This window comes from Streptomyces sp. NPDC059787 (assembly GCF_042732315.1).
Classification (GTDB): domain Bacteria; phylum Actinomycetota; class Actinomycetes; order Streptomycetales; family Streptomycetaceae; genus Streptomyces; species Streptomyces atrovirens.
In genome coordinates this window covers 26,698-48,364 of record NZ_JBHWHX010000047.1, presented here as the reverse complement: position 1 = coordinate 48,364, position 21,667 = coordinate 26,698, and the positions used below count along the sequence as shown (strand labels likewise).

The window sequence follows — 21,667 nt, the reverse complement described above, 5'->3', positions numbered from 1 at the left end:
AGGCACGACGGTGGTCGGCACCGCCTCAAAAATCAGTCGAGGAGCGCGGTCGCTTCGACCTCGACGAGAACATCCGGCTCGAAGAGGTACTCGACACCGATGAGGGAGGCCGGCGGCATGGGAAGCCGGAGTCCGATCTCGTCGGCGACGGCCTCCACACCGCTCATGAAGTCGCTGATCTTCTCCGGGCTCCACTGGGTCACGTAGAACGTCAGGCGCAGCACGTCTGCGAACGACGCGCCCGCGCCTGTCAGGCCGACGGAGGTGTTGCGCAGCGCCTGGGCGACCTGCCCGGCCAGGTCGCCGGGCGCGACCGGAGTCCCGTCGGTCTGGCGCGCGACCTGCCCGCTGACGTGGACGTGCTTCGTTCCGGTGCCCACGGCGACGTGGTGGTACGGGACCGGCTGCAGCATGCCTTCCGGCGTGAAGTGTTGAACAGGCATGGTCTTCTCTCCTCCAAAGTAAGTATCCGTAAGCTACCTAGTGGAAGAAGGACACTTCAACGAGACCAGGTTTCGCCATGGATACCGACGACGAACTCCGCATCGATGCCCCGCACCGCGAACTGCTCGACCAGATCCTCGACAAGTGGTCGCTCAGCGTCCTCAACGAACTCTGCGAACGCCCGTGCCGCTTCAACGAACTGCGCCGGGCCGTCCCTCGGGTCACGCAGAAATCGCTGACCGCGACACTCCGGCGACTCGAACGCAACGGGGTGATCGAGCGTGAGGTCGTCTCCACCCGCCCTGTGGCGGTCGTGTACCGGATCACGCCCCTCGGCAAGACCCTCCGGTACCCCGTCGACGTGCTGCTGGCGTGGGCCTCACAGAACATGCCCGCCATCGCACGCGCACGCGAGGACTTCGACAGGAGGGAAGAGGAAACTCATCTCTGAAAGGACCGCGCGCAGGAGAGGCCGGCAGCCGGCCTCCCCGCGGCGTGCCGCGGCCGCCAACCGCGACGGTGCCCCCGGCCTCACGCCTGCTTGGGCAAGGTGAGGATTTCGGCTCCGTCGTCGGTGATGGCGATCGTGTGCTCGCTGTGTGCCGTCCGGCATCCTGTCGCGCTGCGAAGCGTCCACCCGTCGGCATCCGTGACGAGCTGGGCGGTGTCCGCCATGACCCACGGCTCCAGGGCGAGCAGCAGTCCCGGGCGCAGTTTGTACCCACGGCCGGGCCGTCCGGTGTTCGGGACGTGCGGGTCCTGGTGCATGGTCGATCCGATGCCATGACCTCCGAACTCCGTGTTGATCAAATAGCCCGCCTCCTTGAGGACGGTGCCGATGGCGTGGGAGAGGTCGCCGATGCGGGCCCCGGGCCCGGCGGCGGCGATCCCCGCGGCCAGTGCGCGTTCGGTCGTCCCGATCATCGCGACGCTCTCCGGGGGCCTGGTGTCGCCGACGATGAAGCTGACGGCGGCGTCCGCGGCGACTCCGCCCTTGGAGACGGCGAGATCGAGGGTCAGCAGATCTCCGTCGGCGAGCGTGTAGTCATGGGGGAGCCCGTGGAGCACGGCGTCGTTGACGGCCGTGCAGATGTAGTGGCCGAACGGGCCACGTCCGAAAGAGGGCGCGTAGTCGACGTAGCAGGACTGCGCTTCCGCCTCGGCAATCATCTTCTCCGCCCACCGGTCGATCTCGAGCAGGTTCGTGCCGACCGCGGTGCGGCCCTTCAGCGTGTGCAGGATGTCCGCGACCAGGGCGCCTGAGTCCTTTGCTCGGGCCAGCAGGGCGGGGTTCAGAATCTCGATCATGCGACGCTCTTCTCATGCGGCCAATAACTATACCGGTAAAACTATACCGGTCTGGAATCGGGGGCATGGTCAGGTTGCCGCTCACCCCCGCAGAGGTCGCACGCGGTCAGCGCCTCGGCGCCCTCCTGCGCCGGGCCCGGGGGAGAACGTTCAACTCGATTCCGGGCCAGGGGCAGCGCGACGCGATCCTGCTGCGCTACGGCCCGGGCTTCACCGCCGCCGAGGCCGCCGAAGTGATGGGCAACCAGAAATCCACCGTGCGGTCCCGACTGCGTACCGGCCGCCGACGCCTCACCACCTTGCTCAGACTCCGCTGCCCGGAGCACCCCGACGGGAAGAACCTCTCATGACCGTGCTGCCCGGCGACGACCGCACCATCGACGACCTGCTCGCCTCGGCCGGCCACCGCACCGCCGACGCCCCCTGCACACAGAGTGGACCACGCCCGAGGACGAACACCCCCGACGCCGACCGTCCTCCACGCAGGTCGCGAGTTCGAGGAGGGAACCCGCGAAGCCGGCATGGGTGTTGGCGGCGCCGAAGGGTTCGGGCGCCGCGCCTTCACGTCGGGGCATCGCCGGACAACTGGGCGGTGGTACGACGAAGCCCAGTCGCTCGTACAGGCTGATCGCCTGCGTCATGTCCTCCACGATGTGGCCGACGTGGTGCAGGCGGGCAATGTCATGTCCCATAGCCGTCACCGTAGGGAGGCTCGATCATCGGTCAACGCACCACAGGAGGGGCTCATCACGTGGCAGCGGAGCACGTCGACGTCCACAGGAGCGGCACCGGACCAGCACTCACGACAGTCCGTCGGCTCAGGCTGTCGGCCACATGAGACGACTTCTTGGCCTCTGCGGCAACGTGGCCCCGGAGGCCCGCTCTCCGAAGAAGTCCGCTCGGCTCCGGCCTGGGGCGAAGGTGAGGCCATCGGTGCGGGCATAGCGGGCGACATGCATGAAGAAGCGGACGGACAGCTGCGCCTCTGCGGAAATTCGACACATGGCCTGCCCCAGGGCGTGGGACAGCATGCCCTTTATCCGTCCCTGCATGCTTGGCCATCGTGTACCCGTCCTACGATGCGACGACGACCGTGTGGGCGTTCGTACTGGCGTTTTCGGTCGTGGGCTGGTGCGTCCGGCGCCGCAGGTAGGTGCGGCCACCGCATGAGGAGGTCGCTCGGCTGCGGTTGGCACCGTTGGCGTCGGGTGGATGGTCCTTCGTAGGGCCGGCCCGGCCCGTCGTCGTCCGGCATTGTCGGTATCCATTGCTGATGCCAGGCGATGGCTGTCTCGTGTGCTGCGGCTGCTCCATGCCGGCTGGTGCGGACTCGCCCCCGATTGGCGACTCACCCGTCTGGACCTGTCGGACTATGCAGGCGGTGTGGCCGGCGTGACGCTGGAAGCCAAGCCCGTGGGACGGCCGGAGAGGCAACCCGGTGTATCGGCCCGAGGAGTGACCGGATTCCCGCGCCGGGCCTCACGGCCGCCGAGCGTCTGCTGCGCCGGACGTCCTCATCCCGGGGACGTCATGACCGGGGGTGCCTCCATGCTGCCCGTCCTTCAGGAGCGTGATCATGACCCGGAACCGCTGTCTGATTCTGAGCTCGCCGTCCGAAGTCTGGGGCCTGCTGTCCGATGGCCACCGCTACGGGGAGTGGGTGACAGGAACCCAGCAGATCCTCGCCGTGGACCCGCATTGGCCGGACGTAGGCGCCCGACTGAGGGTTCGCGTCGGAGCCGGTCCTCTGACCCTCGACGACACCTGCGTCGTCCGCATCTCCGAACCACGACACCACTTGCAACTGGAAGCGAAGGCAGGGCCCTTCGGCGCAGCTCGCATCGCCATGAAGTTGACCCCCTGGGGCGAGCACACCCTCTTCACTCTCGACTGGCACCCCCTCCGGGGCCCCGGCACGCGGATGCACGGGCTCCCCGTGGACTACTTCGTCGCGGTCCGCAACGGCATGATGCTGACGAAGCTGGCTCGGATCGCGGTGCGCGAACACGCCGTGAGCATTTGAGGCACCTTACGAACACCCGAGGCGGTTCACCGATCGTACAAGGGGGACTGTAAATCGTTCGGCTCTGTCGCACATTCGGTGGTGACGGCAAGTCATGACGATGACAGACGGGGCATCGGTCGCGAAACCGCGGGACGGGCAGCCTCTGTTGAAGCGTCGCCTGGGCGGCTTCGCAGTGCGCTCGGTGCGGGGCGGCGGTGACATAGTGCGTGCTGGTCTCCCCCGTGATCCCGAAGAGCCTCATCAGCCGGAAGGAGGTCCGCTGCTTCTGCTGCCCCGTTGAGAACGCGGCCTCGGCGCAGGCCGACCAGGGTGAGTCCTGGCGGCACGTCGCCACGGAACAGGGTCTTGCCGACGGCCGGATGGTCGGGGTCGAGCGCCGATCTCGGGCTGACGATCAGCCGGGGGGCTAGGCAGGCCAGCGGCGGTGCCGGTAGCCAAGCCAGTCGGCGGCGATCTGGTGGGTGAGTTCTCCAGGCAGAGGGTGTGCCGTGGAAGTACCGCACCCCGTACGTGCGGTGACAGGCGGCGGGCAGCCGGTCGGGGCGTTTCGCTCGGCCCGGCCCGAGCCTGCGATGGGCCGGATCCCGAGCGGTCCGGACTCGTCGAATCACGTCGGGATCGGGTCCTTCCGTGGCCTCGACGTCGTCACGGCGACGGAGCCGTTCGCTTGGTGTAGGAGGTGACCATGGCGGTTTCCATGCGGTCAACGCCGTTAAGACAGCTGATGCGGTCGGTGAGGTAGGCGTGGAGGGCATTGGCGTCCCGGCAGATGACGATGGCGATGAGGTTGTGGACGCCGGTCGTGGTGCCGACGAAGGCTGCTTCAGGGTCGGCGGCCAGGGCCTGAGCGACACTGCCCAGTTGGGCGGGGGTGGCGGTCAGCCATACCAGGCATTGGACGGAGAATCCAAATAAGCGTGGGGCAACCTCAACGTCCAACTGGAGCACGCCAGTGCTGCGGAGTTCTTCCAGGCGACGACGGACCGCGGATTCAGACCACCCGACCTGTTGTGCGAGGTCCGGGTAGGCGGCGCGGCCGTCTGCGGCGAGGACGGGGAGCAGACGGCGGTCGAGCTCGGTCAGGCAGAAGGGACCAGCATCCGCTGCGGGAGGTGGCCGCAGTGCGGTGATCTGCTCCGCGGCAAGTGCTGACGTCCGCCCGATCCAGCGGTGGTCCATCACAGGACGCAGCAGCCGTTGTGCGTCGACCTGCGTGATCTGTGGCAGGCGGCCAAGCCCGTCCAAGGGCGCCGCTCCCTCCTCGGCGACGCGGAAGATGCACACGATCTCGGTACCGCTGGAGAGAACGGTCACCCAGGCTGTGTCCGGGCGGCGTGCCAAAGCCCGGGCCAGCGGTGCGGTGGCTGACGGCAAGCCCCGCAGACGTACCAGCCATTCGGCGTGGCCGGTACGGCGGCTGTCGGGCACGCCGGCCACTCGGGCGATCCCTGTGCTGCGGAGCCGGCCGAAGCGGCGGGCCACGGTGCGGTCGGAGACGCCGAGAACATCGGCGATCTTGCTGAAGGGGGCGCGCCCGTCGAGCTGGAGCGCGTGCAGCAGTCGCAGATCGAGTACGTCCAGCGTGACCGAATCCACCTGGTCAGTGTAGGCCGGTGTCGGATAGCGGCGTGGCGGCGGCAGTTGGAGGTCAGGCGCGAACGGTCGATGAAGCATCGGCCTCATGACACGCGACATCCAGGGCATCCATCACACCGGCATCCTGACCCGTGACCTCGAAGGGCTGGAACAGGCTTACCTCTCATTCGGGTTCACCCTCAGTCCTCGCTCACGGCACCTGCTCGGCGGGCGGCCCGGCCAACCGCCAGTGCCCGGCTGCACGGCCAACCGGTGCGCACTGTTCGGCGGGTCGTACATAGAGCTGCTCGGGATCGTGGACGAATCCGCACCCGACCCCTGGCACACCAAGGCGATGGCCAACGAGTACGAGGGCTTCCGGCTGCTCAACCTCGACACCGACGACGTCGAAACCGCCGACCGCCGGCTGACGGACGCCGGGCTGCGCACCTCAGGAGTGCTGGAACTGGAACGAGACGTCGACACGGAGGAAGGACCGCGCACGGTGCGCGCCCGCGCCGTGCACATCGATCCGCGCTCGACCCCGGAGGGCTATGTCGGGATCGCCCAACACCTCACTCGCCGGTATGTGCACCAGCCTCGCTATCTCAACCACCCGAACGGTGCTCGAGGCCTCGGCGCCGTGCTGATCGTGGCCGCCGACATCGAGTTCGACGGGATCACGAACCGGTACACCCGCATGATGGAGACAACCGCCAGGTACGAGGGCCCGGTCGCCGTTCTGGAGGCGGCCGCTGCACGGTTGGAGATCGTCCGCGCCTCGCACGTCGGTGACGTCCTACCCGACGAACCCGTCCCGGCCTCCTCCTACCTGGCCGCGATGACCGTCCTGGTCGACGACGTCAATGACGCCCGAAAGATCGTCGAGAGCGGCGGCACCGCAACCCGGCCGACCGGTGGTGGCTTCTTCGTCTCCGCCCACCACACGTACGGAGCCGGCCTGTTCTTCACCCGCGGCTGAACACCCCGGCAGAACTCATCCCGTTCCGCATGTCCCGCCATCGAACGGCCGGCCCTTGTGAAGAAGGCCGCCGCTCCTTTGCACGTCTTCACTCTCCTCGGAGGACACCGTGCTCGGTACCCTCGTGCTCCTCGTCGGCCCGACGCCGGGATTTCGTCTGCTCGGCTCCCCGGGGATCAGACGGTTCGCAACCTGGCAGGTCTGATGCGGGTTCGGGTGAGGTCCGCTGCGGCCCGGCCTCGATCCGGTCCATGGTGTTCTCGAAGGCGCGCGGGGCGTCGATGCCGAGCCGGTCGGCGAGTACGGAACTCCACCAGAGGCATGCGGCCGGCTTGTGTTCGAGTTCGGCGTCCTTGTCGCTCTCGATGTCCCACGTGCCCTCGGCCGCCAGGACCAGCCGGCCGACGTAGGCGGCGTCGTCGGTGAAGCCGAGCGCCGGCTCGGGCAGGGTCCAGGTCCGGCCGGGCATCCGCTCCTCGACCTGTTCGTACAGGGCGCGGGCCACGGTGCCGTCTCGGCCGACTGCCTTGCTGCGGCCCACCTCGCGCTCCGCCGCCGTGGGACCGTCGGGCAGGGCGTCGAGGCCCAGGCCGATCGGGAGCGGCAGGCCGGTCTGTACGTACACCCCGATGGAGGGCGCGCCCGTGGAGACGTGGCTGGTGATCAGGTCGCCCATCGGGGCGGACACGCACTCCTCCGGGCCGCCGTCGCCGAAGTCGAACCGGGCGCTCTTCGGCTCCGGGAGCGCCACGATCTCGAAGACGGGCGGGAGGTACGGCGACCAGTCCGTGCGGCTCCGGGAGATCCGGGCGTTCGGTCCCGAGCGGCAGGGCCGCTGGTATGTCGCCCTCACCACCGGCAGGGGCGCGCACGTGGGGGATCCGCGCCTTTCTCGACGCGTTGGGCTCGGAGCCCTGGCGCAGAAGGCTGAGAGTGCCGCTCGCCGCGTGATCCCGGTGGACGCCCGCAACACCTCCCGCACGTGCCCGTCCGAGATCGGCGGATGCGGTCACGTCCCGAAGGAGAACCACGTCACCCAAACGACGTTCGAGTGCGTCAAGCGCGGCTTGGTGGAGAACGCCGACCGCGTGGGCGCGCTGAATGTGCTGCACAGGACCGGGCCGGTGCTCTGCACGGAGGCTTGGCCACCACCGAGGGAAGCCCGCGACTTTGATCGCGGGTGGCGTCACGGGATCGAGAACTCCAGCTCGGGCCTGTCCCACGCCACCGCGGGCGGGTTCGCGGAGACGGTCCCGGTGAGCAGCGCGCCCACACTTCGGTAGAACCCCTCGGCCGGAGGATGCGACACGACGCGGACACGGTCCAGCCCTGCCGCATGCGCCTGGGACTTCATGTGCTCGACGAGCAGCCGCCCGATGCCGCGGCGCTGCGATCCGTCGGCGACGAAGAGCAGGTCCAGCTCCGGCGGCGCGAGGACCAGCGAGTAGAAACCGAGCACCCGGCCCGCGGGATCATCGGTGTCGGTGGCCACGAAGACGCGGTGGGCCTCGATGTAGTCGGGACCGACGCGGTAGCCCGCGACCATCGCCGCGTATGGGCCCTCGTACGCGCGCGAGCCGCGCACGAGCCGCGTGAGCCGTTTGGCGTCCTGGGCGACAGCCTGTCGTACGATGGTCGCACCAGGCGTGGGTGTAATGCTCGGAATCACACAGAGAGTATTACGCATTCGAGAGGGGCCCGTGCGGCGGGTGGGAGTGACGTCACCGGCGCCGTTCATGATCCACAGTCACTGGGCGGTTTCGGCAATGAGCCGGTCGGGAGGGCCCGCCCCTCCGCCTCGCCGCACGGAACAGGCATCGGACGATTCGGTCATCACAATGGGCAACGGCTCGTGCATGAGCCGGGCAAGGCGTTCACGACTGCGGTCGCCGTGCCGTTCGGCCGTTTGCCGGCCGTGCACTCATTTGAGGCAGCCTTGGAACTCTTGACGTGCTCCCTGGCCCGAAATCCAGGGACTCCGGTCTGGCTCGTCCGACCCTCCCGGGGGCTTCCTGCTTCACCGCGCCGTGCGGGCACGTGTGCCCGTCCTGCCGGCGCTCCACAGGCGTTTGGCGTCTCCGCCCGTCCGGCGGCGACGATGCGGCGTCCTTCGAACAGGACGTTGCGGGCTGCGTTGTGGTCGCGGTAGAGCACGGTGCCGCAGGTCCTGCACGTCCACTCCCGCACGCGCAGGGCTTTGGGGCCGTCGCGGAATCCGCAGGCCGGGCAGAGCCGGGAGGACGGGAAGGCGCGGCCCACCTTGGTGACGGTGCGGTCGTGCCGAGCCGTCTTGCACTCCAGCGTCCGTACGGACGCGGACCATCCCGCGTCGTGCACGGACTTGGCCGGCCGGGCACGGCCGAGACCGGACACCGCGAGGTCATCCCCGTGTACCGCTTGGCTGTCGCGGACGATCCGCGTGGAGGCCTTGTGGTGGAAGTCCCGGCGCCGGCCCGCCACACGGGCGTGCCGGCGTGCGACCTCGAGGCGGGCCTTGGCCCGGTTCTTCGCCCCCTTGACCTTGCGGACGGCCGACGGGAATCCCGCTCACCCTCGCCGCGTCCACGGACGAGCCGGCCTTCCCCTACGGCCGGCAGGCGCTGCGGGTGCGCTGCCGCCGCCAGGAGACCGGACGCAAACAGTCACGCGAGACCGTCCACGCCGTCACCAGCCTGGATGTCCACCAGGCCACCCCGGCTGACCTGGCCGGATACGTTCGCGGACACTGGGCGGTGGAAAACTCCAGCCACCATGTCTTGAGGCCGCCCTGCATTCATCCCCGGCGTGAACACCGGGGCCTTCTGCAAGAGTCCCGGTGACAGAGAGCAACCGCCGCAGCCCCGAGACCGGGGAGGCGCTGGGGACGGGATGACGGCGTAGGTTCACGGAACCGCGACTTGCCAAGCGTCGTCCCCCGACGACCGGAGGAGCGTGCCCACCAGCCGCCGGGGGGCACCGGCGTCACTTGTGCGTGCCGGTGCTGCAGGTACGACGACGGTGTTCGCGGTGGTGGGACGTCCTCCCCTTCGAGGTGGTCGTGTTTTTCCTGCCCTTGGAGTGCCTCTTGGCGGGTGCCAGGTGGCTGAAGAGCGACATGGTCTTTCCCTTCATCTCACACCGTTCACCAGGACATACGTGCGTTCCCGCTCGAGGGATGGCGGTTCGGCAAGATTTTCTGCGTACGGAGTCCTCTTCAGCGTTCGCGGGCGATCTGCGTCAGCACGTCGTACCCGACGGACACGGCCGTGCGAGCCCATACGGCGGGAGGGCCGGGTCCGCTCGCGAAACGGTGCACGCCGATGTCGGCAGCCCGGCCGTCACACCCACCGACCTGCTCTACAACGTGGTGGCGGGGTCCGGCGCCCTGCTGCGCTACCAGCGCGTCGGTGCCTTGGCCGGACCACTCGTACGCCGCCTCGTGGTGGGCACTCTGCCCGGCATAGTCCTCGGAGGGGTCATCCGCGTGTTCGCCCTGCCCGGCCCCCGCGTCTTCCGCCTCCTGGTCGCCCCGGCCGCGCTCGCCTCCACCTTCGCCACCTCTCCGGTCGGCGCCTCCACCTGTGCCGTGCTCTCCCTGACCCACCGCGGCGGCATCGGCCCCGACTGGCTGCTCGGCCTGGCCTGCGGCCCAGGCGGTGTTGCGGAGGTCGGCCGTTAGCCTGTGGGTATGTCGGAGCGTGTCACTGCGGGCCGTACGGACGGTCTGATCACTCCGGGCGCCGCGGACGCTCTGTGGGCCGGCTTGACGGCAGGAAGCGCCGTGCCGACGGCTTCTGCGGCGTTCACCGGCTCTCCTGCTCATGCTCAGGCGGGCTACGTCCTGCTCGGCGGCTGTGTGGTGGCGACGGTGAAGGCCGGCGGCGGCCGGTGGGGTGTTGTGGAGGCCGAGGTGTGCCGGGCGGCAGCGGAGCTGAACGCGGTGGAGACGGACCGCCGGGACCTGGTCCGCATCGGCCCGTTCCGTGACGGGGCGAAGCAGGAGCACCTTGAGGGGACGCTGCTGCGATGGCGCCGCCGCATCGCCCGGGAACTGCAGGAACCGGACGAACCCGAGCGGGCTGACGGCCGTCCCTGCCATCTGGCGGGGATCGACTGGCGGCGGATGCTCGTGGAGCAGACCCGGGACGGAGCGCGGCGCACGTGGTGGCCGCCGCGTGCTGTGGTCAGGCTGCTGGACGTGGCCGAGCACACCGAAACGCGGTGGCTGCGAGCCGCGCGGACCCGTCAGGCAGGCACAACCGTCACCGAGTCGCCCTCCCACCGGCCGGCCCGAACCGCCGACGCTCCGCAGACGACGAGTCCCGGCTGTCCAGCCACCTCACTGCGTCCGTACAACGAGGAACTGAAAGGCCACCTGTACTCGGTACTCAGCAGAAAACCCGGCATCTCCCGCAAGGTGGCCGGGTGGACGCGCGCCGTCTGCCGCACCGCGCCCGCCGCCGTACTCGACCACTGCCACGAACACGGCTACGTCCACCGTTCGCTGCACAGACCTCAGCCGTCGTGCAGCGGGCACGAACTGTGCCGGGCTTCCAGCCAGGGGCCCGGCACGGCCATGTGAAGACCGACGCGTGATCCCAGCGATCGATCGAGGGGAGGGACATGGAGCAGCACGGTTCTCCGAGCAGCCTGCTCGACAAGGCGATCAGTATCCTCAACTGCTACCGCTATGAAGGAGATGTTTTCCGACTGGCGGAACTGGCGGTACAGACCGGGTTGCCCATGACGACGACGTTCCGTCCATGCCGCGAACTGACGCGGCTGGGCTTGCCGGAACGAGAGGCGAGCCTGTACCGACTCGGTCTCGTGCTGTCCGGGTTGGGGTCGCTGGTGACGAAGCGGCACGACTTGCCTGAGGCGTCAGGCCGCCTGGCAGAGCACGAAGGGCGAGTCCCCTTGGGCGGGCCGGCGGCAGCGGAGGTTTCACCGGCGGCCGAAGACCGCTGGGCCATTTCCTTCGGATCAGAGGGTCTTCCGTCGCTGACGGGCCGCAGCAGCGACACAGTAGACTCCGCACTCTTGATTCAGCGCGCTGGGGGGCGATGTGGCAGGGGACAGCAACAGCTCTGGCAGAGCGAGACGTGTCGACTTCGGCGCGACCATGCTGTTTGGCGCGGTGTATGCCAGCGCGTTGTTCCTCGTCGTGACGGGCTTTGCCGTGGAACCGAGTGGTTGCGGAGGCCGCTTTCATGCTTCGTGCTCGGGCGGGACGTACTGGCGCCTTGGCGTCGGCTTCGGTCTCATCGCGGTGGTGGCGCCGGTGCTCCACAAAATTGTGCCGAGTGTCCCGTTCGAGCAGGGTATCGGCCGGACGGCGGCTGTCACCGCTCTGGTGTCGGGTGCAACGGCCGGTATCGCCCTGACCTTGGCGATGGTTCAAGCGGCGGCCTGAGGCGTCGAATCACGCCGTTGACCGGATGAGGATTCCAGCGATGTGGAGTGCAGCCGGGCAGATGGTGGCGGTCTTGTCGTATCGGGTGGCAAGGCCGGGCCACTGCTTGAGCTTGTTGATGCACCGCTCGACCGTGTTGCGCTGTTTGTAGGCGTCGCGATCGAAGGCGGGCGGTCTGCCGCCGCGACTGCCGAGGCGCTTGCGGTTCGCGGCCTGGTCGGCGGGCTGCGGGATCACCGCCCGGATTCCGCGCCTGCGGAGATGGGTTCGGATCGCGCGGGACGAGTACGCCTTGTCGGCCAGGACCACGTCCGGTGCAGTCCTGGTCCGATCGGTCGGCCTGGGAACCCGTAAGCGGGCCATGACCTCGGTGAACGCCGGTGCGTCGCCTGCCTGGCCTGGCGTGAGGGCGAACGCGAGGGGCCGGCAGCGGCTGTCGGCGGCGAGGTGGATCTTGGTGGTCGGTCCGCCGCGGGACCGGCCGAGGGCACGGTGGTCCGGCTCGCCCGCCGAGGCCCCTTTTGACGGGCCCCGGCGGCGTGCTGGTGGGCTCGGACAATGGTGGAGTCGACCGCAACGACCCAGCCGAGGTCGCCTTCGGCGTCGGCCTGGGCGAGCAGGGCGGTGGAGACCTTCTCCCAGGTCCCGTCGGCGGCCCACTTCCGCAGCCGGTTGTGGGCGCCTTTCCACGAGCCGAAATGTTCGGGCAGGTCCATCCACGGTGTCCCGGTGCGGTACTTGAACGCGATCGCGCCGATCACCTGCCGGTGATCATGCCGGCGCCCACCCCGCTTCGGCGTCCGGTCCGGAGGCAACGGCTGGATCCTCGCCCACTGGGCGTCAGTCAACGACACGCATCAACCAACGATCGGATGATCTGAAGGAAATGGCCCAGGGGACCGGCAGTGGCAGGAACGCACCTTGGGAGCACTCATGGAACTCCACGACGAGACCGGCCGGGCGGATCTGGCCGAGTGCCGGCGAACGGAATTCCCCCGGCTGATGAGCAGCCTCACCCGCGTCTCCCAGGGCCCGCTGCCCTCACGACGGCTATGAACCGCCATTCCGGCGTACGGGGCACCGACGGAAGTATCCGCGATGTCACACGGCGCTGATCAGGTCCTGTGTGAGGCGGTGCAGACGCAGTGCGTCGTCCTGGTCGAATGCGGGGACCTTCAGGGACAGCCGGCGGGTGGTGCGGTAGGCGGTGAAGGGTTCGGCCGGAGGCTGGTCGAGTAGACGGGCCATCGGGTCGACGGCCTTCGGTACGGAGGCCGCGAGCACGGTGAAGGACGCCTTGGTGAGGGTGCGCAGCGGCTGCGGGAGGTGGTCGGGCATGCCGGTGGACACCACGCCGGGGTTGTAGCCGATGTAGTGGATCGGGGTGCCGGCGTGCAAGGCGGCGAAGGCCGCGCCGAGCAAGTCGTTGGCGCGGAAGGACTGCAAGGTGGCCTTGAAACCGCTGTAGTTACGCGTCAGTTGCGGGTCGTCCCAGTGAATGCGCCCCAGGGGAACGCCGGGGGTGCCGACGTTCATGATGACGGGTCGCGACGCGGTTTCCAGCGCCTTGCGCAGGCCGTGGCTGAGGACGTACCGGCTCAGGTAGGCGAGAGCGAAGCTGTGCTCGAAGCCCTCGCCGGTGACGGTGCGAGCGCCGAAGAGCCGGTAGCGCTGAGCGCACAGGACGAGTCTGTCCACTGAGGCGCAGGTGCTCTGGATCTCGTCGACGAGCTCCCTAGTCGCCGAGACCGAGGTCAGGTCGGTCCGTAGAAACGTGACTCGGTCGGCGGCGCCGGCGGCTGCCGCCTCTGCCAGGAGGATTCTGCCTTTGGCGGGCGTGCTGCCGACGGCGAGTACGCGCGCTCCCTGGCGCAGGTAGCGCAGTGCGAGCCCTTTGCCGAGCCCGTCGGTTCCTCCGGTGATGACCACGGTCTGCATCCCTGGTTCTCCTTCTCCTCCGAGCTGTCCGGCCCGGGTGAGGAAAGGCGCCCCCGCACCATGCGGATACGCCATATCCGCTTACGTGGGGACCGTACCATGAACCGGATAACATCTATCCGGTTGTGGCGCAGCCCCGTCGACGGAAGGAGCGGCAATGGCCACGCAGAAGGAAGGACGGGACCCTGTCGCGGCAGGCGCGCGTCCGCTGCGGCGGGACGCCGAGCTGAACCGCCGGCGCATCCTGCAAGCCGGACGCGAGGTCTTCGCCGCGCGTGGGCTTCAGGCCACGCTCAATGACGTCGCGCATCACGCCGGTCTCGGAGTCGGCACCGTCTACCGGAAATTCCCCGACAAACAGGCGCTCGCGGAGTGCGTCTTCGCCGAAGAACTCGGCGAGATCGCGGTGATGGCGAGGCAGGCCCTCGTCGAGGACGACGCCTTCGCCGCCCTGTCCGGCTTCCTCGAGAGAGCCCTGGAGCGGGCAGCCTGCAACCGCGGGTTGCGCGAGTTGATGCGTCACGACACCGTGGAGGGCGCCGGCCTCGCCCAGGCACGGCGGGAGATCGCCTCGTACTGCGAGGGCCTGGTGGCTCGGGCCCGTGCGCAAGGCGCGCTGCGCGACGGTGTCACCGAGGCCGACATCGCACCGATCGCCGCGATGATCGACGCGGTCATGGCCCTTCCCGGCCCCTCCGATGTGTGGCGACGCTACCTGAGGATTGTCCTCGACGGACTCCGCGCCCACCCGGACCAGACACCACTGCCCACTTCCGACGGCATCGGCTGACCGCGCCGTTCCGCAGCGGTTGCACACCGTCCGAGGCCTCCATTGCCTTGCCGTCCTGATCCCGGCCAGCGACTCTGGGCCGGTGCCAGGACAGAGGAGACGAAGGCGGCGACAAGAGACAGAGAGGCAGCGGCCTGCTGCTCGCACTGCACCGGACAGGGGACGGTGGGAAGTGATCTTCGAGACTCGGGACGGGGCGGAGCTGCGCGCGCAGCTGTGCCGCCTTCGGGAGGCACGAGTCGACGGGTCGGTGATCCGGATCGACACGCTGTGCGGCCGCCTGACGCTGCCGACCACCTACCGGCTGAGCCGGTTCGTGGCGGACCCCGCGTACGAGCCCGATCATGATCACTTTGATCGTTGATCTCGCGGCAGGTCGAGATGAGCTGACAGACAGCGACGGGGCCCGCTGTCGTCACGGGCCCCGTCGCCAACGTGCCGCCGGTCAGGCGGGCCTGGGCCGTGCCCGGCCGAGGGTGGGTTCGAGGCGGACGACGAGACCCTTCGACGTGGGCTGGTTGCTGATGTCGGCGACGCTGTCCAGCGGCACCAGGACGTTCGTCTCCGGGTAGTAGGCTGCGGCCGAGCCCTTGGCGGCCGGATAGGACACGATTTCGAAGTTCTCCGCCCGGCGCTCGGTGCCGTCCGCCCAGACGCTCACCACGTCAACGCGATCGCCCTGGACGAGGCCGAGTTCGGTCAGGTCGGCCGGGTTGACGAGTACGACGTGGCGACTGCCGTGGATGCCGCGGTAGCGGTCGTTGTTGGTGTAGGGGACGGTGTTCCACTGGTCGTGCGAGCGCAGCGTCTGCAGCAGCAGGTGACCTTCGGGTGCTCGGGGGACCACCCGCTCATTGCAGGTGAACAGGGCCTTGCCGACCTTGTTGTTGAAGACGCCCTCGTTGACCGGGTTCGGCAGTTGGAAGCCCCCGGGGCGGGTCACCCGTGCGTTGAAATCGTGGAAGCCCGGCACGACGCGGGAGATGCGGTCGCGGATGGTGCCGTAGTCACCCTCGAACTCATGCCAGGGGATGTCCGCCTTGCCGTCCAGGGTGCGGCGGGCGAGCCGGCACAGGATGGCGACTTCACTGAGTAGCAGCGGGGAGGCCGGTTCGAGGCGCCCCTGGGAGGTGTGCACCTCACTCATGGAGTTCTCCACGGTGACGAACTGCTCGCCGTCCGCCTGCACGTCACGCTCGGTGCGCCCCAGGGTCGGCAGGATCAACGCGGTGTCGCCACAGACCGTGTGCGAACGGTTGAGCTTGGTGGAGATATGGGCGGTCAGCCGGCACGAGCGCATCGCCTCCTCGGTGGCCTCGCTGTCGGGAGCGGCACGGACGAAGTTGCCGGCCAGGGCGAGGAAGACCTTGACGCCGCCCTCGCGCATCGCCTTGATCGCGTTCACCGAGTCCAGGCCGTGCGGGCGCGGCGGGTCGAAGCCGAACTCCTCCTGCAGCGCATCGAGGAAGGTGTCCGGCATCTGCTCCCAGATACCCATGGTGCGGTCGCCCTGGACATTGCTGTGACCGCGCACCGGGCAGGCGCCGGTGCCGGCGCGCCCCAGGTTGCCGCGCAGCATCAGGAAGTTGACGATCTCCCGGATGGTGGGCACGCCGTGCTTGTGCTGGGTGATGCCCATGGCCCAGCAGACGATGACGCGTTCGCTCCGCAGGACCTCGTCGCGAACCTTCTCGATCTCCTCGCGGGTCAGTCCGGTCGCCGTGCGCACGTCGTCCCAGTCGACGGTGCGGGCGTGCTGGGCGAATTCCTCGAAGCCGGTGGTGTGGGCGTCGATGAAGTCGTGGTCCAGGACGGTGCCGGGCCGGGCGTCCTCGGCCTCCAGCAGCAGGCGGTTGAGGGCCTGGAACAGGGCGAGGTCGCCGCCGGGCTTGATGTGAAGGAAGCGGTCGGCGATCTGGGTGCCGCGTCCGACGATCCCGCTCGGTTTCTGCGGGTTCTTGAAGCGCCGCAGTCCGGCCTCCGGCAGCGGGTTGACCGCCACGATCCGGGCACCGTTGCGCTTGGCCTCCTCCAGCGCCGTGAGCTGGCGCGGGTGGTTGGTACCCGGGTTCTGCCCGACCAGGAAGATCAGGCCGGCGTGGTGGAGGTCATCGAGGCTGACGGTGCCCTTGCCGGTGCCCAGCGTCTCGCTCAGGGCGAAGCCGCTGGATTCGTGGCACATGTTGCTGCAGTCGGGCAGGTTGTTGGTGCCGTAGGCGCGGGCCAGGAGCTGCAGGACGAAGGCGGCCTCGTTGCTGGCGCGGCCGGAGGTGTAGAACACGGCCTCGTCGGGGGAGGCCAGTGCCTGGAGTTCCCGCGCGAGGACGCTCAGGGCGTCGTTCCAGCTGATGGGCTCGTAATGCTCGCCGCCGGGCCGCTTGATCATCGGTTCGGTGAGCCGCCCCTGCTGGTTGAGCCACATGTCGGAGCGGGCGGCGAGGTCGGCGACGCTGTGCTCACGGAAGAAGTCAGCGGTGATCCGGCGCGTGGTGGCCTCGTCATTGATGTGCTTGGCGCCGTTCTCGCAGTACTCGTTGCGATGACGCCGGCCCGGGGCCGGGTCCGCCCACGCGCAGCCGGGGCAGTCGATTCCGCCCACCTGGTTCATGGTCAGCAGGTCCACCCCGGTCTTGCGTGGGGACGTCTGCTCAAGGGAGTACTCCAGGGCGTGCACGACCGCGGGGACTCCGGCCGCCCACTTCTTCGGTGGTGTCACGGAGAGGATGGTCTCCGGCTCCTCGCCGGGCGGGTTCTGCATCGGTTCGCCTTTCTCTTGCCGTGTGTGGCACGCCGGTCAACCGACCGGCCACTGGGCCACGCGGCTCCTGGGCGGTTCCGGGTGCTCGTGCTGCACACGGCCGTTGCGGATGGTGCCGCGCCAGGCCCCGCCCTCCTGTCCCAGTCCCTCGATGAACTGCTTGAAGTTCATCAGTTCCCCGCGCACCAGCCCGGCGGTCAGCCGGGTGACCCTGGACGAGCGGGTGAGGATCCTCGCGGCTCCCCGCGGTGTCAGGAGCATCCGGACGGTGATCGCGGTGCCGCCGGACCCTGTCGGCCTGAACTCGACCTCGCCCTGGTGGGAGGGGTTCTGCTCGAGACCGCGCCAGGCCAGGTACGCGTCGGGGTCCTGCTCCACGGTCTCGACCGCGAAGCGGTGGCGCAGGGGCCCGTAGCCGATGGTCCAGACTGTCACGGCAGGCCTGACCTGCTCGACGTCATGCACCGTGGTCGAGAAACGGGGGAAGGTCTTGAACTGCGTCCACTGGTTGTACGCCGTCCGTACCGGCACGGCGACCTCGACCGTCTCCTCGACGTGCCGCTCCCGCAGCGGTCGGCGCCGCGTGCCCCCATCTCCGTCAGTGCGCGTTTCCGGGGTGTACGGCGCGGCCTCCTGGGTGTCGTCTTTCTGCGCCACCGTGGTCTCTCCTCCGGTCGGGGAGCCGGGCGGGCACCCGGTCCTCCCTTATGCGTCAGGGCTTCTCATCCAGTTCCCACATCGCGTGCTTCGAGTCACCGCGCTGCCCGTGTTGCGCGGTTTCGCCTGCGAGAGGGGTGGGCCTGTCCCGGGGCCGTTCTGCGACGGCTGATCCGCAGTGACCTTGCCCGACGTCGCCGTGCGGGAAATCGGCGTGTGCGTCGGCGACGATCAGGCCCTGTCCGGCCGATCATGTCGGATGTGCCCGCACCGGGGCCGGTGCGGGCACATGTCCGAGCGGGGTGCATCAGCTGCGCGATGGCCGGCGGGTCTCGATGAGAACTTTCTCGATGACCGCGTCGTCCAGCGGCCGGTCCTTGGCCCCGGTCTCCTCCGCACCGATGGCGTCAACGACCCTCTGGCCTGCAGAGTCGGAGACCTCGCCGAAGACGGTGTGCTTGCCGGTGAGCCAGGTGGCGGACCCGAGAGTGATGAAGAACTGGGAGCCGTCGGTGCCCGGGCCTGCGTTGGCCATGGCGAGCAGGTAGGGCTCGGTGAACGAGAGGTCGGGGCGGATCCCGTCGGCGAACTTGTACCCCCGGGCCGCCCTCTCCGGTACCCAGGTGTTCGCCGCCCTGGATCATGAACCCCTGGATGACCCGGTGGAACACCGTCCCGTCGTACAGGGGAGTGTTGCTCGGCTGCCCGGTGTTCGGGTCGATCCACTGGCGTTCACCCGTGGCGAGCTCCACGAAGTTCTTCACCGTCTTGGGGGCGTGATCGGGCAGCAGCCGGATCGGGATGTCGCCCTTGTCGGTCTTCGACGTCGCGTAGAGCTCTTCCGCCATGACGGTCCTTCGGTGTCCGGGGTATGGGCCCAGTCAGTTTTCCCACCGGATCGATGGGTCCGATGCGGCAGCTCGGCATCTCACCTGTTCGGATGACGGTCAAAACCCCCGGCGAGCAGGCCACAGCGGTTCAGCTGCGGTGGCAAGCGACCAGGCCGCAATGGCGGGCTGCCGACCACTTGTGGGCGCGTCGGAGGACATCGACCCGGGCTACTGCTTCGTCCGGGACGGCCGTCGGCTGGTGTCGTGGCGTCGAGGAGCGGTCCAAGAGCCCGATCTCGCCGAATCTGCGGTAGCGGTTCACCCACGTCGAGGCACAGGCCCGGGAGATTCCCGTCTCAGCGGCGACGTGAGCAATGGGGCGAGTCCTGCAGCGCTCGACGAGGCGGCGGCGCCCTTCAGCGGACAACGGCGCGTTGCGGTGAGTCACGTGGCTCACCGCGCTTGTGGGGAGGCGGGGCCCGTGGTGACCTCCTTCGGCCGTGATACGTGGGCGACGAGGAAGAGCAGTACGCCACAGGTGGCGACCAGGATCCAGCCCGGGCGGGACGCGTGCGCGAGCCCCGTCGGGCCGGCGGCCGTGACCAGGCCGCCGGCGAGAGCGATGCCGAGGGCGGCCCCGAGTTGCCGTGCGGTGGAGGTGATCGCCCCGGCTACGCCGGCACGGGCGGGTGGCAGTCCGTTGACCGCGGTGTTGGTGATCGGGGCGTTGGCGAAGCCGAACCCGATGCCGATGAGCGAGTATGCGGCCAGAAGCAGGAGCACGCTCGTGTGCGGGGTGAGCCGGACCAGGCAGAGAGCGCCGGCCGTGATGAAACCGCCGGCAAGGAGCAGCGGCAGCCGCGGTCCCGTGCGGCCGACCATGCGGCCGGACCAGGGGGCGCAGACGGTCGCTCCGACGGCCAGGGGCAAGGTCGCCATGCCGGCGGCCAGCGGTGTCCATTCCCGGGTGTGCTGCAGGTAGAGGGTGTTCAACAGGAGTGTCATGTTCAGGGCGACGAAGACCGCCACCGCGCCCACGACGGCACCGCTGAAGACCGGGCGCCCGAAGAGTCGCAGATCCATGAGCGGCTCACGTCGGCGGGACTCGACCCACACGAATCCGGCTGTCGCCACGGCTGCCCCTGCGTATCCCGCCAGTGCCGCAGGCGACGTCCAGCCGATGCGCGGCCCTTCGATCAGGACGCCGACCACGACGGCGAGGACCATGGTCAGCAGGACCTGGCCGGGCAGGTCGAGCCGGCGGGCCCGCGGTGCCCGGGACTCCGGCACGAACACCGCACTGAGCAGCAGAGCGGCCGCGATGACGGGTGCGTTGATCCAGAACAGCGCCCGCCAGTCGAGCCCCGCGAGCAGCGCGCCGCCCGTGACGGGTCCGGCGGCCATGCTCAGTCCGAACACCGACGCCCAGATGCCGATCGCCTGCGCCCGTTCCTTCGGGTCGGGCATCGCGTTCACCACGATCGCGAGCGCCACGGGGCTGAGCATCGAGGCGCCGATGCCCTGCAGGGCGCGGGCCGCGATGAGTACGCCGGCCGACGGGGCGAGCGCGCAGACCAGTGAGGCCGCGCCGAACACGGCCAGCCCGCACTGGAACACCCGGCGGCGTCCGAAGCGATCCGCCAGTGCGCCGGAGGAGATCAGGAGACTGGCCAGGACGAGGGTGTAGGCGTCCACGATCCATTCGAGACCGCGCGTGTCGACATCCAGGCCGCGCCCGATGGCCGGCAGCCCCACATTGACGATGGTGGTGTCCAGGCCCACCAGGAACATGCTCAGGCAGCAGACGGCCAGTACCGTCCAGCGTCTGCGCGCACTCAGCATGGGTCGAACAGGGTGTGTCGTCGCGGTCACGTCTACCTCTGATGTCCGGGAACAGTGCTCGGCAAGGTTCGGCCCGGGCGACGGCCGCAGCCCAGCAATCTTGCGAACACTGCAAAACTGGATCCATGAACACAGAATCCGGGGACGCGGAGCTGGAGCAGATCCTCGATGGCATCGGGCCCCGGCTGCGCAGGCTGCGCCGGGAACGGGGACTCACGCTCGAGGCGCTCGCGGCCACGACCGGGATCTCGGTCAGCACACTGTCCCGGGTGGAATCGGGCAGGCGGCGCCCGACTCTGGACCTGCTCATCCCCCTGGCACGGGCGCACCACGTCGCACTCGACCAGCTGGTGGCGGCCCCGGCCAGCGGTGACCCCCGGGTGCACCTCCGGCCCTTGCACAAGGAGCGTGGGAGCGTCCTCGTGCCCCTGACGCAGTACCCGGGCCGAGTGCAGGTCTTCAAGCAGGTACTGGCACCCCGCCGGCCGGAACTGGTCACCCACGAGGGCTACGAATGGCTCTACGTCCTCGCCGGTCGGCTACGCCTCATCCTCGGTGCGCAGGACTTCACGCTGCGGCCCGGCGAAGTGGCCGAGTTCGACACCGCCGAGCCACACTGGTTCGGCCCCGCGGACACGAGCGCCGTGGAGATCCTGCACCTGTTCGGTCCACGAGGAGACCAGGCCATCGTCCGCGCCAGACCGTCCACAACCGATCCCGCCCCGCCGACCGCCCCGAACCCGCCGTCAACAACGTCATGACCCGCAACACCTAGTACTCCAGCGGCGTTTCGCTGTCTGGCCTGGTCAGAGGCATCGTCGGGAGTGTAGTTGGCTGCTGGCACGTCAGGGGCGGTCTTGCCGGACCGCCCCTCCGACGAATGACATCGAGAACTGTCTGCGCAGTGACGAGGGCAGCCTTCCCGCGTGATCGACGACCTTGCCGACGCGACCTGGGACCGTGAACTCGACGACCTCTTCCTGCGCATCGGCCACCGTTTCGGCCGTGCCGACCTGCGACGCCGCATGCGTGACTACGTCCGCGCCCTGCTCGGCCCGGTCGGCCGCAAAAACGGCTGGCAACTGGCCGAACACGCAGGCCACCGCACCCCCCGACGGCCTGCAA

The 21,667-nt window shown here is 69.1% G+C and carries 23 protein-coding genes and 5 pseudogenes; 13 read left to right on the top strand and 15 right to left on the bottom strand.

The window, feature by feature from the left end; genetic code table 11:
* Positions 1 to 32: 32 nt before the first annotated feature.
* Entirely contained in the window at positions 33 to 443 is a 411-nt protein-coding gene (locus ACFV5H_RS31460; protein WP_385198326.1) for a RidA family protein, read from the bottom strand.
* A gap of 77 nt (positions 444 to 520) precedes the next feature.
* On the opposite strand from ACFV5H_RS31460, the gene ACFV5H_RS31455 reads away from it, so the two are divergent.
* On the top strand, positions 521 to 895 hold the full coding sequence (locus tag ACFV5H_RS31455) for a winged helix-turn-helix transcriptional regulator (RefSeq protein ID WP_385198324.1): 375 nt from the start codon (positions 521 to 523) through the stop codon (positions 893 to 895).
* Positions 896 to 975: 80 nt separating this feature from the next.
* Here ACFV5H_RS31455 and map read toward each other — a convergent pair whose 3' ends face one another.
* Positions 976 to 1,752: a type I methionyl aminopeptidase gene (gene map / locus ACFV5H_RS31450; RefSeq protein WP_385198322.1), complete on the bottom strand. Its 777-nt coding sequence runs from the start codon at positions 1,750 to 1,752 to the stop codon at positions 976 to 978.
* A 65-nt stretch (positions 1,753 to 1,817) separates the two neighbouring features.
* Between map and ACFV5H_RS31445 the strand changes: the two genes are divergently transcribed.
* Positions 1,818 to 2,102 (top strand): sigma factor-like helix-turn-helix DNA-binding protein, encoded by a 285-nt coding sequence (locus tag ACFV5H_RS31445; protein WP_385198321.1) that lies wholly within the window; start codon positions 1,818 to 1,820, stop codon positions 2,100 to 2,102.
* On the opposite strand, the gene ACFV5H_RS31440 is transcribed toward ACFV5H_RS31445, so the two are convergent.
* Positions 2,097 to 2,444 carry a VOC family protein gene (locus ACFV5H_RS31440; protein WP_385198319.1) on the bottom strand — a complete coding sequence of 116 codons (348 nt, stop codon included), beginning with the start codon at positions 2,442 to 2,444 and terminating at the stop codon, positions 2,097 to 2,099. The two genes, ACFV5H_RS31445 and ACFV5H_RS31440, sit on opposite strands and share 6 nt — an antisense overlap.
* Positions 2,445 to 3,328: 884 nt before the next feature.
* Between ACFV5H_RS31440 and ACFV5H_RS31435 the strand changes: the two genes are divergently transcribed.
* Positions 3,329 to 3,775, top strand: coding sequence for an SRPBCC family protein (locus ACFV5H_RS31435; protein ID WP_385198318.1), 447 nt, complete (start codon positions 3,329 to 3,331; stop codon positions 3,773 to 3,775).
* Between the two features lie 648 nt (positions 3,776 to 4,423).
* On the opposite strand, the gene ACFV5H_RS31430 is transcribed toward ACFV5H_RS31435, so the two are convergent.
* Positions 4,424 to 5,374 carry an Lrp/AsnC family transcriptional regulator gene (locus ACFV5H_RS31430; protein ID WP_385198317.1) on the bottom strand — a complete coding sequence of 317 codons (951 nt, stop codon included), beginning with the start codon at positions 5,372 to 5,374 and terminating at the stop codon, positions 4,424 to 4,426.
* Between the two features lie 85 nt (positions 5,375 to 5,459).
* On the opposite strand from ACFV5H_RS31430, the gene ACFV5H_RS31425 reads away from it, so the two are divergent.
* Positions 5,460 to 6,335 (top strand): VOC family protein, encoded by an 876-nt coding sequence (locus tag ACFV5H_RS31425; protein ID WP_385198315.1) that lies wholly within the window; start codon positions 5,460 to 5,462, stop codon positions 6,333 to 6,335.
* 88 nt (positions 6,336 to 6,423) lie between these two features.
* Here the strand turns inward: ACFV5H_RS31425 and ACFV5H_RS31420 are convergent, their stop codons facing one another.
* Positions 6,424 to 7,188 carry a hypothetical protein gene (locus ACFV5H_RS31420; RefSeq protein ID WP_385198333.1) on the bottom strand — a complete coding sequence of 255 codons (765 nt, stop codon included), beginning with the start codon at positions 7,186 to 7,188 and terminating at the stop codon, positions 6,424 to 6,426.
* On the opposite strand from ACFV5H_RS31420, the gene ACFV5H_RS31415 reads away from it, so the two are divergent.
* Entirely contained in the window at positions 7,124 to 7,618 is a 495-nt protein-coding gene (locus tag ACFV5H_RS31415) for a zinc ribbon domain-containing protein (protein ID WP_385198313.1), read from the top strand. The two genes, ACFV5H_RS31420 and ACFV5H_RS31415, sit on opposite strands and share 65 nt — an antisense overlap.
* Here ACFV5H_RS31415 and ACFV5H_RS31410 read toward each other — a convergent pair.
* Both ACFV5H_RS31410 and ACFV5H_RS31405 read right to left on the bottom strand, forming a co-directional pair.
* Entirely contained in the window at positions 7,522 to 8,022 is a 501-nt protein-coding gene (locus tag ACFV5H_RS31410) for a GNAT family N-acetyltransferase (RefSeq protein ID WP_385198311.1), read from the bottom strand. The genes ACFV5H_RS31415 and ACFV5H_RS31410 overlap by 97 nt on opposite strands.
* A gap of 146 nt (positions 8,023 to 8,168) precedes the next feature.
* Positions 8,169 to 8,801, bottom strand: a pseudogene (locus tag ACFV5H_RS31405) (RNA-guided endonuclease InsQ/TnpB family protein); the annotation flags it as partial.
* 835 nt (positions 8,802 to 9,636) lie between these two features.
* On the opposite strand from ACFV5H_RS31405, the pseudogene ACFV5H_RS31400 reads away from it, so the two are divergent.
* The 4 genes and pseudogenes from ACFV5H_RS31400 to ACFV5H_RS31385 form a co-directional block, all read left to right on the top strand.
* Positions 9,637 to 9,975: pseudogene (locus ACFV5H_RS31400) on the top strand (sulfite exporter TauE/SafE family protein); the annotation flags it as partial.
* A gap of 27 nt (positions 9,976 to 10,002) precedes the next feature.
* Positions 10,003 to 10,896, top strand: coding sequence for a hypothetical protein (locus ACFV5H_RS31395; RefSeq protein ID WP_385198310.1), 894 nt, complete (start codon positions 10,003 to 10,005; stop codon positions 10,894 to 10,896).
* Positions 10,897 to 10,937: 41 nt separating this feature from the next.
* Positions 10,938 to 11,093: pseudogene (locus ACFV5H_RS31390) on the top strand (helix-turn-helix domain-containing protein); the annotation flags it as partial.
* Between the two features lie 343 nt (positions 11,094 to 11,436).
* The gene (locus ACFV5H_RS31385) at positions 11,437 to 11,727 is read left to right on the top strand and encodes a hypothetical protein (protein ID WP_385198331.1); all 291 of its coding nucleotides are present in this window, start codon (positions 11,437 to 11,439) and stop codon (positions 11,725 to 11,727) included.
* Between the two features lie 9 nt (positions 11,728 to 11,736).
* On the opposite strand, the gene ACFV5H_RS31380 is transcribed toward ACFV5H_RS31385, so the two are convergent.
* Positions 11,737 to 12,581, bottom strand: a protein-coding gene (locus ACFV5H_RS31380; protein WP_385198308.1) for an IS5 family transposase whose coding sequence is annotated in 2 segments (ribosomal slippage) — positions 11,737 to 12,222 and positions 12,225 to 12,581 — 843 coding nt in all. Because the reading frame shifts where the segments join, the coding sequence is not laid out codon by codon here.
* Positions 12,582 to 12,648: 67 nt separating this feature from the next.
* Here ACFV5H_RS31380 and ACFV5H_RS31375 point away from each other — a divergent pair.
* On the top strand, positions 12,649 to 12,783 hold the full coding sequence (locus ACFV5H_RS31375) for a hypothetical protein (protein WP_385198306.1): 135 nt from the start codon (positions 12,649 to 12,651) through the stop codon (positions 12,781 to 12,783).
* A 45-nt stretch (positions 12,784 to 12,828) separates the two neighbouring features.
* Here the strand turns inward: ACFV5H_RS31375 and ACFV5H_RS31370 are convergent, their stop codons facing one another.
* A complete protein-coding gene (locus ACFV5H_RS31370; protein ID WP_385198304.1) occupies positions 12,829 to 13,665 on the bottom strand; it encodes an SDR family NAD(P)-dependent oxidoreductase in 837 nt (278 codons plus the stop codon).
* Between the two features lie 157 nt (positions 13,666 to 13,822).
* Here ACFV5H_RS31370 and ACFV5H_RS31365 point away from each other — a divergent pair, with 157 nt between their 5' ends.
* Both ACFV5H_RS31365 and ACFV5H_RS31360 read left to right on the top strand, forming a co-directional pair.
* Complete coding sequence (locus tag ACFV5H_RS31365; RefSeq protein ID WP_385198302.1) at positions 13,823 to 14,455, top strand: TetR/AcrR family transcriptional regulator; 633 nt, start codon at positions 13,823 to 13,825, stop codon at positions 14,453 to 14,455.
* Between the two features lie 172 nt (positions 14,456 to 14,627).
* Complete coding sequence (locus ACFV5H_RS31360; RefSeq protein ID WP_385198300.1) at positions 14,628 to 14,819, top strand: hypothetical protein; 192 nt, start codon at positions 14,628 to 14,630, stop codon at positions 14,817 to 14,819.
* A gap of 81 nt (positions 14,820 to 14,900) precedes the next feature.
* Here the strand turns inward: ACFV5H_RS31360 and ACFV5H_RS31355 are convergent, their stop codons facing one another.
* From ACFV5H_RS31355 to ACFV5H_RS31335, 5 genes and pseudogenes are all read right to left on the bottom strand, one after another.
* Positions 14,901 to 17,213: an FdhF/YdeP family oxidoreductase gene (locus ACFV5H_RS31355; RefSeq protein ID WP_385198299.1), complete on the bottom strand. Its 2,313-nt coding sequence runs from the start codon at positions 17,211 to 17,213 to the stop codon at positions 14,901 to 14,903.
* 36 nt (positions 17,214 to 17,249) lie between these two features.
* Complete coding sequence (locus ACFV5H_RS31350; protein WP_385198297.1) at positions 17,250 to 17,870, bottom strand: SRPBCC family protein; 621 nt, start codon at positions 17,868 to 17,870, stop codon at positions 17,250 to 17,252.
* A 307-nt stretch (positions 17,871 to 18,177) separates the two neighbouring features.
* A pseudogene (locus ACFV5H_RS31345) lies at positions 18,178 to 18,718 on the bottom strand (peptidylprolyl isomerase).
* A gap of 163 nt (positions 18,719 to 18,881) precedes the next feature.
* Positions 18,882 to 19,148: pseudogene (locus tag ACFV5H_RS31340) on the bottom strand (helix-turn-helix domain-containing protein); the annotation flags it as partial.
* A gap of 5 nt (positions 19,149 to 19,153) precedes the next feature.
* Positions 19,154 to 20,542, bottom strand: a complete 1,389-nt coding sequence (locus ACFV5H_RS31335) for an MFS transporter (RefSeq protein ID WP_385198295.1) — start codon at positions 20,540 to 20,542, stop codon at positions 19,154 to 19,156.
* Positions 20,543 to 20,667: 125 nt separating this feature from the next.
* On the opposite strand from ACFV5H_RS31335, the gene ACFV5H_RS31330 reads away from it, so the two are divergent.
* Positions 20,668 to 21,303 carry a helix-turn-helix domain-containing protein gene (locus tag ACFV5H_RS31330; protein WP_385198293.1) on the top strand — a complete coding sequence of 212 codons (636 nt, stop codon included), beginning with the start codon at positions 20,668 to 20,670 and terminating at the stop codon, positions 21,301 to 21,303.
* 84 nt (positions 21,304 to 21,387) lie between these two features.
* Here ACFV5H_RS31330 and ACFV5H_RS31325 read toward each other — a convergent pair whose 3' ends face one another.
* Positions 21,388 to 21,636, bottom strand: a complete 249-nt coding sequence (locus tag ACFV5H_RS31325) for a hypothetical protein (RefSeq protein ID WP_385198292.1) — start codon at positions 21,634 to 21,636, stop codon at positions 21,388 to 21,390.
* Between the last annotated feature and the right edge of the window lie 31 nt (positions 21,637 to 21,667).